Source organism: Leptospira kirschneri serovar Cynopteri str. 3522 CT (genome assembly GCF_000243695.2).
Classification (GTDB): domain Bacteria; phylum Spirochaetota; class Leptospiria; order Leptospirales; family Leptospiraceae; genus Leptospira; species Leptospira kirschneri.
In genome coordinates this window covers 391,667-405,568 of record NZ_AHMN02000004.1, presented here as the reverse complement: position 1 = coordinate 405,568, position 13,902 = coordinate 391,667, and the positions used below count along the sequence as shown (strand labels likewise).

The window sequence follows — 13,902 nt, the reverse complement described above, 5'->3', positions numbered from 1 at the left end:
TCTGATAAAGGATTTTCCAAAACTTATTTACTTCAATTCTTCTTAGAATTGCCAGTTAACTTTAAGATTCTTATAAATTTCTAAATTATCTCTTGCTTTTTTTAATTTTTTGCATATTTCTAAAAGATATGAAATCATCCCGAATTTTCTTTCATTTCCTTATCCTCTTTCTTTTTCTGGGTTTGTTTTTACATTGTAACAACTCTTCTTGGGATAAACTAAAACCTTCTAAAAATAAAAACACAGTAGAAGAGTTATTAAAAACTTTGACTGTCTTATTTTGGGGAGAATTCAATCACGAACTTTATAAATTCATTCCGATCCCTTTTGTAACTTTAAAAAGTCAATTTAACTCGGACCAATTTGCAGTGGCCACTTCGGAATCCAAAGAAAATAAACCAAAAATTGTTTTAATTCACGGCTGGGATTTTCAAGAAAAAAACTCCGATCCCCCCACAGATAAATTTGCGAAAGTAGCCAATATTAGAGAAACCTGGGATGATGTATTAGAAATGTATTCTCAAAATATTTCCGGAGTTCAAAACTACGAACTTTATACGTTTACGTATAGAACCTCCGATTATATAGAGAACAACGGAAAAAGGCTTATCGATAAACTCAATTCGGTTTTTACTTCCGAGGACAAGGTAATTCTACTCTCTCATTCCATGGGAGGTCTTGTAAGTAGATCTGCTCTTTATCACTCAAACAATACAAAAGACGTCATTGATTTTATAATCAGTTTAGGAACTCCTTATCTAGGTTCTCCTTTTGCTTCCACTAGTTATCAAGGAAATTTTGGAACGTTAGGCGAACTTATGGCGTTCTTAACCGGTACAGAAGGAGGAAAGGATCTAGCTTACACAAATGCGTTAGGCACATTTTATCAGGTTCCGATCAATGAACTTATTGGCGGAGCATTCAATCCGTATTTAGAAAGACTTCTTGAAGAATCTTCTAAAGATTCAAGGATAACTGCGTTTTATGGAGAAATGAATGTATGCAATAATCATCCCGGTTCAGAGTCAGTTTATATCATCGGATGTAATTTTTTATCCAACGGAAGTCCTAGTTTTGCAAACAAAAGCGACGGAATTGTGACTTCTACAAGTGGTAAGATGTCTTCTAAACTCCAGGGAACCAGACAATTTTCCAAGAATTTGGATCACTCTCAGCTTTCTTTTCGTAATCACGTAAATACAACTTCTAGAAACTCGTATTTCAACGAAGTTTTATCCATAATAAACTCTTTGTAAAATTAGAACAAAAACAGAAAAATTCTAACCGACAAAAATTATTTTTAGTAAATTCAATTATTATAAAATTTGTAAAACAAATTCAAGGTTTCACATAATTGGATTTACAATTCAAAAAAAATGATTCTAAAAGTAGTTCCGTTATTCAACCAGCTTTCCACCTCGATTTTCCCGCCCATAGCTTCCACTTGATTTTTAGTCATAAATAATCCAATTCCTTTAGCATCCTTATTATTGTGAAAGGTTTTATACATTCCGAAAAGTTTATCTCCATATTTTTTCATATCGATTCCAAGACCATTGTCTGTAATACTAAGAATCAATCGATTCTCTTGACGTTCTGCGCTTAAAGTGATCTCTGGAATCCTATCTGGATGTCTATATTTTACGGCATTTGTAAGAAAATTCAGAAGGATACTTTCCATATAAGATGCGTTACAACGAACTCGAATTGAATTCGAAACCAAATTATGAATTTGAACCTGATATTTCTGAATTTCTCCTCCGATCGTCTGAGTCGCCTTTTCAATATAATCTCTAAGACTAATTTCAGCATTTTGAATATTCTTATTCGTTTGAATAGAAACTACTTCGTTCAAATTCCAAACTGTATCCATTAGACTATCCGAAGCCTTTGCGATATATTGTATCATTTTTTCTTTTTCGGATTCGTTTTTGGATTCCTGTAAAATTTTAAGAAGCATCGATATATTTCCGGAGTGAGAACGAAGATTGTGGGAAACTATATGAGCAAAATTTAATAATCTTTCATTCTGATTATTTAATAGATCTAAGGTTCTCTGAAGAGCAAGTTCTTTTAGTTTTTGTTCCTGGATATTCTGAAACGTACCCGAAACACGAATACATTTTCCATCCTTATATTCCGGTTTTCCAATTGATCGAGTCCATACTACATTTCCTTTTGCAGTTAAAATTTCTACTTCAACGTCAAACGGTTTGCCCGTTTGAATCGACTCCGCCAAGAGATCCGCAGACCTTTTTCGATCCTCTTCATTCCTAAAAAAATTTCCTACTTCCTTACCACCCGGTTTATAATCTTCTGGCAATTCGAAAATCGCCTTTGTCACCTTACTCCAAACTCTTGTATTCGTTTCCAGATCCAATTCCCAAGATCCTATCTGCGCGGCTTCATTGGTCCTAGTCAGAATTTCTTCTAATTTACTTCTTTCAAATTCCTTTCGTTTCAGAGTAGTAATATCTGCGGTATACATCAAAATACCACCTACTATATTGGGAGAAGCATACCAAGGCCTTACTTCCCAGATAATCCACTGAACCGTTCCATCTAAACGAGTAAAAGCCTCCTCTTCTCTTCGAATTACCCTTCCACGTAAACATTCTTGGTGAATCGATTTCCATTCGTCTCCAATTTCAGGAAAAATTTCATAATGAGAACGACCGATAATTTCTATTCCGCCCAAATAATAATCAACAAGCCACTGTTGGGAAGCGGCCATATATTTCATATTCGTATCGAACATAGCAATCGCAGAAGGTGCGTTTTCAATAAATACCTTAGTCAGTTCATAACTTTCTTTTAATGCGATTTCTGCGTTTTTATGTTTGGTAATATCCCAATTCGTTCCTAACATCCGAAAAGGTTTTCCAGAAGTCATTCTTTGAACGATTGCAATCGCCTTAATAAAATGTATGGAACCATCCGGCCAGACTACCCTAAACTGAGTGTCGAATTCTTTTTCTCCAGAGAGAGCTTCTGCATATTCCGATCTACATCTTTCCAAATCATCCGGATATAAACTAGACTCCCAGTCTAATACAGTTCCTGAAAATTTCTCTCGAGTAATTCCATAAAGTTCGAACATAGTATCATCCCAAGATATTTTCCCGGAAGTAAAATCCAGATCCCAAATTCCTACCCTCGCCGTTCGAGTGGCAAGAGCAAGTCGATCGACTGTGTGTTGTAATTCGGATTCTATTTTTTTGGATTTTGTAACGTCAAAGTAAGTTCCAATCATTAGAATCGGTTTTCCTAATGAATCTTTTTCTACTACCTTACAAGTGCATTTAAACCAAATGATGTTTCCGTTTTTATGTAAGAAACGAATATCCGCTTCGTATGGTTGACTCAGGTCCGTCTTTAAATAATCCTCAAATTCGTTACGAATCGGATTTAGATCTTCGGGAAAAATATGAGACTGCCAAGCTGATATAGAATCTCCCAACTCTTCTTCTTGATAGCCCAACATGGATTTCCAACCGGGACTTAAATAACTTTTATTTTCAGAAAAATTTTTTTCCCAATATCCGGCGTGTGCCTGTTCTAAAATCGCTTTAAGAATGTGAATCATCGTTTATACAATATTTTGAATCTTTAAAAAAACGCAAAAGCGTGGCTTTTGAATTACCGGTTTGATCTTTTTGGTCAAGTAGAATGAAAATCAGTATAATATCTTGATTAATTTCCATTAACAGTCAAGCTGAAAAGGTTTCTACGGTAAGATTCAAAAAGAAGAATGTATTTAAATTGAACTTAAAAAACTAAACGATCTATTTTTCAGAAAGATAAATGACGTGAATTCAACGTAAGAAAATCTAAGCGAATCCCGCTTGCCACAGCAAGCCTCTTTAGCTCTGGTCAATAAATTGTATCCAGGAAACAGGATAACAATCACCTTTAGTTTCAAACGCGATCCATAGAGAGCGTTTTGCTTGAGTTACTTCGAACGATCCATGGAGAGTGAGACGGCTTTAGTTTGAGAAAGCGTTCTGCTAAAGTTTCCTCGCATCGATTCCTTTCGCGTTAAATAACTTTTCGTAGACGAAATTTCAAAAAACAAAAAGGGTTTCTAATTTACGTCTGATTTTAAAACAAGAAACAGAAGATTCCAAAACCCTTTTTTAAATAGATAAAACTTATTCAGTTTATATTTTAAAAAAATGATCAGCGAATTTTATATTCCACTTTTTTAAACTCGACTCAGAGCAAGTCCTACTTTTGCAGCCAATTGATTTCCATATTCCGGATCACAAAGATGGAAATGTTTTAGATTGGCTTCTAGTAAATGTTTAGGAAGATTATGCATCGTGGAAGCGATCGCAGAAGTTAATCTTTCCCTTTCCTCAACACTCATCAGTCTATACAAATCTCCCGCTTGAGAATAATCGTCGTTTCCTATATGAGAATTATAACGATCCATATCTCCAGAAATACTCAAAGGAGGTTCTGCATAAGAAGAATCCTCTACAGGTCCTTCAAAACTGTTCGGCTCATAATTATCATAACTTCCATCACACTGAAATCGAGTACGACCATCTCTATGATAAACGTTTACAGAATTTTTAGGTCTGTTTACGGGCAATTGCTGATATTGAATTCCTAAACGATACCGATGAGCGTCTGGATATGCAAACAATCTTCCTTGTAACATTTTGTCTGGAGAAGCGCCAATTCCGGGAGGCATATTCGAAGGAGAAAATGCGGCCTGTTCTACTTCTTCAAAGTAATTCTTAGGATTGGAGTTCAATTCCAAAACCCCTACTTCTATCAAAGGATAATCTTTGTGAGACCAAACCTTGGTAAGATCGAACGGATTGAATTTATATTTTGTAGCTTCTTTTTCAGGCATGATCTGAACACAAAACTTCCATTTTGGAAATTCCTTTCTTTCAATCGCCTCAAATAAATCCCTAGTCGCGTAATCCGGATCGGTTCCGGCTAACGCAGATGCTTTTTCCATACTTAGATTCCTAATTCCTTGCATGGATTTAAAGTGAAACTTAGTCCAAAAACGTTCTCCTTTAGAATTCCAAAGTCCAAAAGTATGACTTCCATAGCCGTTCATAAAACGATAACCGTCCGGAATTCCCCTATCTCCAAAAAGAATGGTGATTTGATGAAACGCTTCGGGAGCCCCAGCCCAATAGTCCCACATACGAATTGGGTTTTTGTAACCGGTGACAGGATCTCTTTTTTGTGAATGTATAAAATCAGGAAACTTCAAAGGATCTCTAGCGAAAAATACAGGAGTATTGTTTCCTACAAGATCCCAAATTCCTTCGTCGGTATAAAATTTAATCGCAAAACCTCTCGGATCTCTTTCCGTATCCGCGGAACCTTTTTCCCCTGCTACGGTGGAAAAACGTAGAAAAAGAGAAGTCTGTTTTCCCTTTTTAGAAAAGATAGAAGCCCTAGAATATTTTGTAAGATCCTGAGTAATGGTCAGAGTTCCATAAGCCCCAGCACCTTTTGCGTGAACTACTCTTTCCGGAATTCTTTCTCGATTGAAGTGAGCCAGTTTTTCGATCAGATGTGTATCCTGAATAAGAACCGGCCCTCGAGGGCCGGCGGTTAAAGAATGTTGATTTTGTGAAACCGGATGACCTCCGGCCGTAGTAAGGGTTTTTCTACTCATTGTTTTTCTCCTTTTGTAAATTGAACGATATATAAGATCCAAGATTTGAAAAAAATTAAAAACCTTTTCAATCGAGTCAATTTAGATCCGCTTAAAAGATTACTTACTTCCGCTCTACCAAACATATTAGAAAATTGAAATGCGTCTTGCCCCTTTGAGTTTTTATAGTTTCTATTCGCCCCTGCGTTTAAAAGAATTTCCACAATCCTTACGTGACCTTTAAAAGCAGCTCCCATTAATATAGAATTTCCTTCTTGATCCGTAGAATTTACGTTTGCACCTTGAGAAATTAAAAATTGACTGACCTCTTCCCACCCGTTATAAGCAGCTAACATCAATAAGGTGTGACCTTTTCGATTTTTTTCGTCCAAGTGTTTCAAAGAAACAATCTGTCGTTTGAGGGCATTTACATCCCCACGTCTTGCGGAATCAAAACATGGATTTTCTTGCTGCATACTTTTTTGATACTCGATCCAGGCTTTGGAAAATTCCGGAATCGTTTTATCAGAAATATTCTTTCCTTGAGCTTCAGTTGATTGATTCATAAATACATCATTGGGGATAGATACCAATCCAGTAATAGTTTCATTCTAAATCGCTAGAATTTCATTTCAAAAGGATCCGATTCTATAAACTCTCTTTTAAGAAAATTAAAAACGTTTTGAGAAGGTTTTACTCGATTATCCAATTTTTATGAATCGAACCTATCTCCGAAATGGATTGTTTTGTAAAATGGTCCATTCTTCAGAGTAGGCTTGAGCAAAAATTATCTCGTTTTATTTTTAGTTTAGAATCATTTCCCTATTCTGCCTTAACAAAAGAACTTAAATTCCTTAAATTTTCTAAAAATCAAAAAACCATCTCATAAACACCATTCATTTGAAATATTAATCTATAATTTTCAATATTAATTTATAATTAATATTATTTCATTGAATATTAAATTTATTCTCAATTTAGACTAAATCTACATTTAAATCAAATTAGCTCAAGTCTTCTTTTAGAATAAGTCTAAATTATAGACAAAAATTTACCCCTATAAAAAAATGATCGTATGAAGGATTCTTATGAAAGAAGCAAAAAAATTTTAGAGAACGCAGGAATCAACGTCACCGTACAAAGATTACAAATGGCAAATCTATTGCTTTCTAAACCTCAACACCTCACTGCCGACCAGGTTTTCCAGCTAATCAATGAACATATGCCAAATGCTTCTCGTGCCACTATATTCAATAATTTGAAACTATTTGCAGAAAAAGGTATCGTAAATATTTTAGAACTAAAATCCGGAATTACTCTATATGATTCGAACGTAATCCATCATCATCACGCAATTGACGAAGAAACGGGAGAAATCTACGATATAAGTCTGGATTCTAAACTTCAAGAAAAAGTTCTTCTAGAGTTAAAACAAGATTTTAAACTGAAAACCGGAACTTCTTTAGAAAACTGTAATTTATCCATTACACTTAAAGGTAAAATAACTCCATAAGAGTGAATTTTAGAATATCTTGAATTTTGAATCGAATCCTTGATTTGAAGCCAAAATTTGGTATTCTATTTTAACGTGAAATTCGGTGTACAAAAAATGAGAATAATTTTCTAAAAGTAAGAGTTCCCACATTTTAGGATTTATTTGTAAAGTTCAAAATCATGAATTTCCTTACACCAAACTCACGTTATTTTATAGCTCTGAATAAGGACACTTTCAATTTGATTTGAAATTTCCAAAAAACTAAAAATTATATTAGAGTTGTTGAAAAATTAATTCTCCATCTGTTTCTATTTTATGCAAATCGGCAATTGAAGTAGTTTTGTTAATCGTCACTATGAATTTTTCAACAACTCTATTAACGTGGGCTCTCAGTTGTATCCTTAGTCAATTTTTTCGTAAAAAAATAGATGTAGGAACTACCACAATTCTCGATTTCACGGTTAAACTCTAAAATGTGGGAACTCTTACAAAAATTTCAGTAGAAAGACTAGTATTCATTTCTATCAAATTACTACTCGGATATACTTTTCAGGCTTGTTTCAAAATTTAGAATGTAGTTTCTCCTTTTAAAAAAAAGATAATCTAAGTTAAACGCAATTTTTAAGAATTTCTACATCTTTGTAAAATAGGTTATTTATTTTAGTACTATTTTCAGACGTCCGAGTAACAAAATTACCTATATATTTATTCCAAAGTGCCGTTTTACGTAAGTTCGATAGAATCCAATGCGAAAGCGATTGAAGCGTAGTTAATAAATTGTAATTAAAGACTAAATATCGTATTACGTTTCTTTCATGCAATTTATTTACTGGAGCTGAAAGCGCGGTCCGGCAAAGCCGGATTCGCCCGATCTTCTTTCGTTGAATTCATAAACTTAAAGTATAAACTATTAGTTAGAATCCTGAGTAAGATCTATCCTAGATTTAATTATTTTTGAATTTTATTTTTTTTACTCCATGTAGGAGTTCCCACAAACCACATCACTTTTGGATAATTCCGTAGAAATCAGTAATTTCTTCCTAATTTTCCTCATTTATGTCTTCAAAATTGTTATCGGATTTTGAAAAATTTCCGATCTTTAAAATGTTCAGGAGAAAGTATATGCTCAGAGGAATGTACACAGGCGCCAATGGAATGATTATTCAGCAAACTAGAATGGATGTAATTTCCAATAATCTTGCCAATGTGGATAAGACTGCTTTTAAAAGAGACACGACCTTATTTAAAACATTTCCGGAACTTCTACTCCATCGTTTCGACGAAGACGGAGTCGGCAAGGTGCCTATGGGTTCCTTCGACACAGCGCCTGTGGTCGGCAAACTAGGATTAGGCGGAGAAGTAAACGAGATCTATACGCGTTTCGAGCAAGGAGCCGTTAAAAAAACGGAAAATCCTTTTGACTTGATGCTCCAAGATAAACCCGGTAACGAACATCCAGCATTCTTTTCCGTTATGACAAACAGAGGTGAACGTCTCTCTAGAAGCGGCGCTTTTGTGTTGGACACAAACGGCTATCTTGTCACTCCGCAAGGTTTTCCTTTGTTAGGCGAAAATGGTCTAATCCGAGTTGCAAGAGGCAATTTCTTAATTAAAGAAAACGGCGAGGTCTGGATCAACGGAGAAATCGGTAACGATCCAGTTAATGGAACCTCTATCGATAAGAATCGTTTTGAAACCCCGGTATTATTGGATAAAATTAAAATTCGTACAGTTGAAAATCCACGCCATCTTGATAAAGAAGGTGATTCTTTTTATGCCGATACTCCAGAGTCCGGGGAACCAGTTCCTTTTGATCTTAAGGACGAACCTTCGGTTCTACAAGGTTACCTAGAAGCGTCTAACGTGAGTGTTGTGACTGAAATGGTAGAAATGATCGAAGTCAACCGCTCTTACGAAGCCAATCAAAAGACGGTTCAGACACAAGATAGTTTACTTGGAAAATTGATAAACGAAGTATTGAGGTAATTATCCCTTCGCGCCAATCGGCCTTGGTATAAATCACACTGGAGTGATCATTGGACTCAATGAATATGGGCAACTACTCGTAATTCACAATCATCCAGAGACAAATATCGCCATTGCTAGGCTTGAAACTTTCTTGAATGGCTATAGAGATTACAATCTTCGTGCGCCGTCTATACCTTTACAAAAAATTCAGCATAACATCGTTAAAGCAATAATAGAAAATAAAAAATACGATGCGATTTCAAATAACTGTCAGCACTTTTCCTCATTTGTAATCGATGAAGAAAAGGCATCAAAAGATCTGCAAACTTTTGTGTTTATTGGCCTAATATTATCAATTGGATATCTGGCAACGAGAAAATAGATTCACTTTTTTGAATAGAGCAAATTCAACTTCCGAGAATTTCCTGAAGTCAGAAGTTGAAAAGAAAAAAAGTATAAATTTCAGAGATTGATATTGTTTGGTCTTATTATCTTACTTTAAAATTTCATTACGAATTAAAGAGGCCGGAATTTCTATCGTTCTGATTATGCATTTTATAATTTGAATATGCGATCGTGAAATTTCACGTATCCATATAAGGCGAATAGTCTTGAATAATTATTTGTTCTTTTAAATATCGATTTGGTTTGTACGAATGGGAATGCTATATTTTGGCTATAAAACAAAAATTCTATAAATAGTCAAACGGCCTTGACAATTTAAGATACGCATAAATATAATGTAACAGAATTGTAATTCTCTAATATTCTAAATTTTTTTAATCGTTAAAAAACAAGATTGCGGTAACAATGACATTAATTCGTGTAATGCTCCAGAAATATTATGAATTATGTAGAGAGCTACATAGTGCTGGCGGACCAGAAGGCCATGGCTTATTATTTGAAGAAATTATATTTTTTGAACAAGATATTCTTAGCAAATATTCATTACCTCCGACTTTAGAAAATCAAACTATCCTTTGGGTTGATAATCCATTTGCGGTTTCTGAAAAAATGATCGAGCGATGCTTGGTTAATTTGGAAAAAGCAATGAAATCTTATACTCGACAACCTGCAAAAAGTCGGCTGGCGATTTTAACAGAAGCTGTAACTAAAGCTGATGCAAATCCATTTGAGTTTTTACCGAGAATTGGAATTGCGACGCATTCATATACGATCTTTTTGTTTGAGAAAAAACTAATTTGTGGACAAGAAAGTGTTTCGGATGTCTTATCAGAAATGCTACTAGCCGAGAATCACTTGCAAGAACTGGGCCTCCTTGAAAATGGAGAAGAAGGTTCCAAACAAAACTATTTAAGATATACGAGTCTTAAGGAACTTCCCTTTCGATACCTTGATGACTTTCTTTATACAAAGGGTAAGGATTTTTCATATATTCATTTGCTGGAGCTAGATTTAATTAAGGATAAAATTTGGGAGCTAACCCATGATTCAAATGGAGATCGTTTACCCGAGCTTGATGATAAGCTTTGGATCGTGAATATCCTTCATACTTACCGAAAAAGTTATCAATTGCATATTCTTTTTGAATATTGGTATGCTCGAAGAAAAATCCCTGATTATTTGAAAGAATTGTTTTTTATAGACAAACGTTTAAACGGCCAGCTTTTCGAACATTATATAGGAACTTTACTTGAATTTATTTTTTGTTATCGTCTAATTCCGACAAGGTTGACAGGTGATTTAGGGATCGATTTAATATTACAGCCTGATTTTGAACTTTTAAAACGGCATGGAATTTTGTTTGATCATGGAGCGACTTATCAGGTTTTCGTACAAACGAAATTTTATGACCCACAAAAAAAAGCTAACCTAGACAAAGCAGACTGGATTCAATTTTGTCAATTAATCAGAGAATATTCTAAGGTAAACTATGCAGGTAATGTAGGATTATTTATATATACGAAGACTCTTGATCGTCAACGTAAAGAAGAATTGATGACCTACGGATTTCCGGATTGTTTTCTTATTGATTTGAATGATCTCCAAAATATAATCCAAAAATCTCTTAAAATACTTAAAACCTTGGAACAATTGGCTTCTAATAAATTAGAAAATATTTCTATTTCACTTAACGTATGTGAACAAATTAGAGAAGAACTTCTAGGTTATTTTTTCTTGCATGAAAAAGATAAATTTGCTTTGAAATTTTTATTTCAAAACATTCAAATATTATAATTATGTAATGATTCATCTTTGTTTATGTATAGAATTTATGAAACTGATTATTGCGAAAAGATTGAAGTCTTTTTATGATTTTCTATTTTACATAGACCTTTGCAAACGAAAGTTAAAAAGGTGTCGCGTCCTCAAATCAAAAAGATATGAAGATTGACCGCAAATATTTCTAAGCATAGTGACTAGGTATTGGAAGGAACCTAAGGCACCAACCATTAGCTGGTTAAACAAAATGTTCCGCAAGAGAAACTAAAGTAGTCACATAAAAGTGGACAGTCTTTTAAGCAATATTTCTCTCAAATTCTTCAGGGCTCATATAACCTAATGTTGATGAAGCCTGAATTACTTCTGGATTTACACGCATCGTTGGTGAAAAATTGTTTTGATCGGATCGAAACAAGAAAGGAAACGATTTATGATCGAGGCGGAGAAAGTGTACAAGCGAGATCGATCGGGAAACATATAACAAATCGGACGCCGGGATGACTCTGATTCAATCGTATTGGAAATCGAACTAGAAGAATGTTCTCGATGAAATAAAAAAACGAAACGCCTCTCCGCGGACGGTTCTCCGAAGGTCCGCTTTTCTTTTACGTGGAAGGATTTTCAGGAACCTTTGTCCTTAAATATCGGCTCGGAGAAACGAACTCTTTCATATCAGTATCACGTTCAACCTTCCCGTTTTGAAGAGATTGAATTTTACTTTTTACCCGGAAAGTATAAACTTTCGTTGTAGTTTCACGAAGACAAAGGAAAATTTCACAAATACGACGTGTAGTTTACGGTGGACCGCAACTCGAAACCCGTTTCGTTGTAGTCCGTAAGGATGTGTGTTCAACTCTGAGAATGGCGTCCCATTATATCATAGATTCTAATATAATAATTTACTAAAATTAAAAATTCCGCTTCTGCTTGGTTCTCCTCGAACATCGAACGGGGCGATTTCATTCGCGTTCCATTCTTTCCAAAAAATGAAACGCGAATCGTTCCGTTTTAGTTGCGCAGTTCCTTCAGAAGTTCACCGCTTCCGGTAATCGCAAGAGCCGATGCAAGTCCACCCATCATTGCTCCCGCCACACCCGGAGAAGCGGCGTCCGCTCCCGTAAGATACAATCCTTCGATCGGAGTTCGAACGTTGAACCAAGGACATTCTTCCTTTTTGTATCGTTCTGGAACGCAGGCCAAACCATAGATCGCTCCGTCCGGATGGGAAGTGAAATGTTCGTTTGTGATCGGAGTCGAAAGTTCGGCGTATTCCACGATTTTTCTGATTCCGGGAAAACGAGATTCCAAAGTTGTTAGAATTCGTTCCGTAATTTTCTCTTTAAGTTGTTTGTATTCTTCTCCTCTTCGTTTCCAAGGTTCCGATTTCCACGGAGAAAAATGATCGTAATCCGTAAACGTGATCACATCCATCGTATGACTTTTTGCTTCGGGATTTTTCAAACTCGGAAAAGAAAGATAGAGGTTTGGAATTTCTCCGTTCGATCCGATCCAATCGTTTCTTTCCGAAAAGTTTTGATCGTGATCGCTTGATGAGAAGATCCAATAATTCTCTCCTTTGAAACCGAACTTTGCCGGACTTTCGGATAGGCCGAGATAAAGACAAACGCTCGTGGTCATCTTTTCTTTATTATAAAATTCTTTTAGACTTTTTCGAAACGATATCGGATAATTCTCCGGAATCAACTTCGTATATGTGGGGTAAGCTCCCGCACAAGAGACTACGATCGGCGCTGAAAAATCCCGTTCGGATCCTTCTCCTCGAAGAGCCTTGGCTTTGACTCCGACGGTCTTTCCATCCTTTATTAGAATTTCTTTAACTTCTACGGAGGATAGAACGGCGCCTCCGAATTCTTCCAGAATCGGTTCGATCGCATCGAAAATTTTTCCCGCGCCTCCGATCGGATAATAACCGCCGTGAAGATAGTGTTGCACGAGAGTAGCGTGCATCGCAAAGGCCACCTTGGAAGGAGGCAAGCCGTAATCTCCCCATTGAGCCGCAAGAATTCCCTTCAATTCCTGACTGCGAAAGTTCGCGTCTAAATATTCCTTGAGAGTGAAAATTTTCGATTCTCCTAAAAGCCCAGCCACTGAATCCAAGGAAGGAGGAGCTAAGCGCATCATGATCGATTTGCCGAACAGATTCGAAGTCTTTTTGATATCCTTGAAATAACGATCGATCGCTTCTATTTCTTCTGGAAATTTATTTCCAAGATCAGATTTGAATTTTTCAGGATCGCCGTAGATGTCGAATGATACGGAAGGGAAAATCAATTTTTCAAAAGGTTCCGGCATTCGTTTCCATTGAACTTTTTTTCGAGTGATCTTATCGGAAATTTTTCTGCAAAGACCTTCGTCTTGCATGTCTCCAACGTAATGAATTCCCACGTCCCAATGATACTTTCCCTGCTTTCTTTGAAACTCGTGCGTGAAACCGCCGGGTTGGGAATGTTTTTCTATCATCAGGATTTTTTTACCGTAAGATTGGGCTAAAAGACTGGCGGCACAGAGGCTTCCCATTCCTGAACCTATAAATATTATATCGAACTCGTTTCCTATTTGATCGATATTCATTGACGAATTCCTCCCGAATCGGTTTAATGTGAAC

General features: G+C 35.8%; 10 protein-coding genes. 6 read left to right on the top strand and 4 right to left on the bottom strand.

Annotation, left to right across the window (positions count from 1 at the left end):
* Positions 1-128 precede the first annotated feature (128 nt).
* On the top strand, positions 129-1,256 hold the full coding sequence (locus LEP1GSC049_RS222330; protein WP_004763584.1) for an esterase/lipase family protein: 1,128 nt from the start codon (positions 129-131) through the stop codon (positions 1,254-1,256).
* A 104-nt stretch (positions 1,257-1,360) separates the two neighbouring features.
* Here LEP1GSC049_RS222330 and LEP1GSC049_RS222335 read toward each other — a convergent pair whose 3' ends face one another.
* The 3 genes from LEP1GSC049_RS222335 to LEP1GSC049_RS222345 all read right to left on the bottom strand — a co-directional run bounded on the left by LEP1GSC049_RS222335 (position 1,361) and on the right by LEP1GSC049_RS222345 (position 6,195).
* Complete coding sequence (locus LEP1GSC049_RS222335) at positions 1,361-3,586, bottom strand: PAS domain-containing protein (protein WP_016560491.1); 2,226 nt, start codon at positions 3,584-3,586, stop codon at positions 1,361-1,363.
* A gap of 618 nt (positions 3,587-4,204) precedes the next feature.
* Positions 4,205-5,650 (bottom strand): catalase, encoded by a 1,446-nt coding sequence (locus tag LEP1GSC049_RS222340; protein WP_004758390.1) that lies wholly within the window; start codon positions 5,648-5,650, stop codon positions 4,205-4,207.
* Positions 5,647-6,195: an ankyrin repeat domain-containing protein gene (locus tag LEP1GSC049_RS222345; protein WP_016560450.1), complete on the bottom strand. Its 549-nt coding sequence runs from the start codon at positions 6,193-6,195 to the stop codon at positions 5,647-5,649. The genes LEP1GSC049_RS222340 and LEP1GSC049_RS222345 overlap by 4 nt, the downstream gene beginning before the upstream one ends.
* A gap of 509 nt (positions 6,196-6,704) precedes the next feature.
* Here LEP1GSC049_RS222345 and perRA point away from each other — a divergent pair.
* The 5 genes from perRA to LEP1GSC049_RS2000000228160 all read left to right on the top strand — a co-directional run bounded on the left by perRA (position 6,705) and on the right by LEP1GSC049_RS2000000228160 (position 11,777).
* A complete protein-coding gene (gene perRA, locus LEP1GSC049_RS222350) occupies positions 6,705-7,142 on the top strand; it encodes a peroxide-responsive transcriptional repressor PerRA (RefSeq protein ID WP_004754607.1) in 438 nt (145 codons plus the stop codon).
* A 1,104-nt stretch (positions 7,143-8,246) separates the two neighbouring features.
* The gene (locus tag LEP1GSC049_RS222355; RefSeq protein ID WP_004753587.1) at positions 8,247-9,110 is read left to right on the top strand and encodes a flagellar hook-basal body protein; all 864 of its coding nucleotides are present in this window, start codon (positions 8,247-8,249) and stop codon (positions 9,108-9,110) included.
* 43 nt (positions 9,111-9,153) lie between these two features.
* Complete coding sequence (locus LEP1GSC049_RS0204790) at positions 9,154-9,474, top strand: hypothetical protein (protein ID WP_016748664.1); 321 nt, start codon at positions 9,154-9,156, stop codon at positions 9,472-9,474.
* 428 nt (positions 9,475-9,902) lie between these two features.
* Entirely contained in the window at positions 9,903-11,291 is a 1,389-nt protein-coding gene (locus LEP1GSC049_RS222360; RefSeq protein WP_016560527.1) for a PDDEXK family nuclease, read from the top strand.
* A 330-nt stretch (positions 11,292-11,621) separates the two neighbouring features.
* Entirely contained in the window at positions 11,622-11,777 is a 156-nt protein-coding gene (locus LEP1GSC049_RS2000000228160; RefSeq protein ID WP_162129101.1) for a hypothetical protein, read from the top strand.
* A gap of 507 nt (positions 11,778-12,284) precedes the next feature.
* Here LEP1GSC049_RS2000000228160 and LEP1GSC049_RS222365 read toward each other — a convergent pair.
* Complete coding sequence (locus LEP1GSC049_RS222365) at positions 12,285-13,868, bottom strand: phytoene desaturase family protein (RefSeq protein WP_016560407.1); 1,584 nt, start codon at positions 13,866-13,868, stop codon at positions 12,285-12,287.
* Between the last annotated feature and the right edge of the window lie 34 nt (positions 13,869-13,902).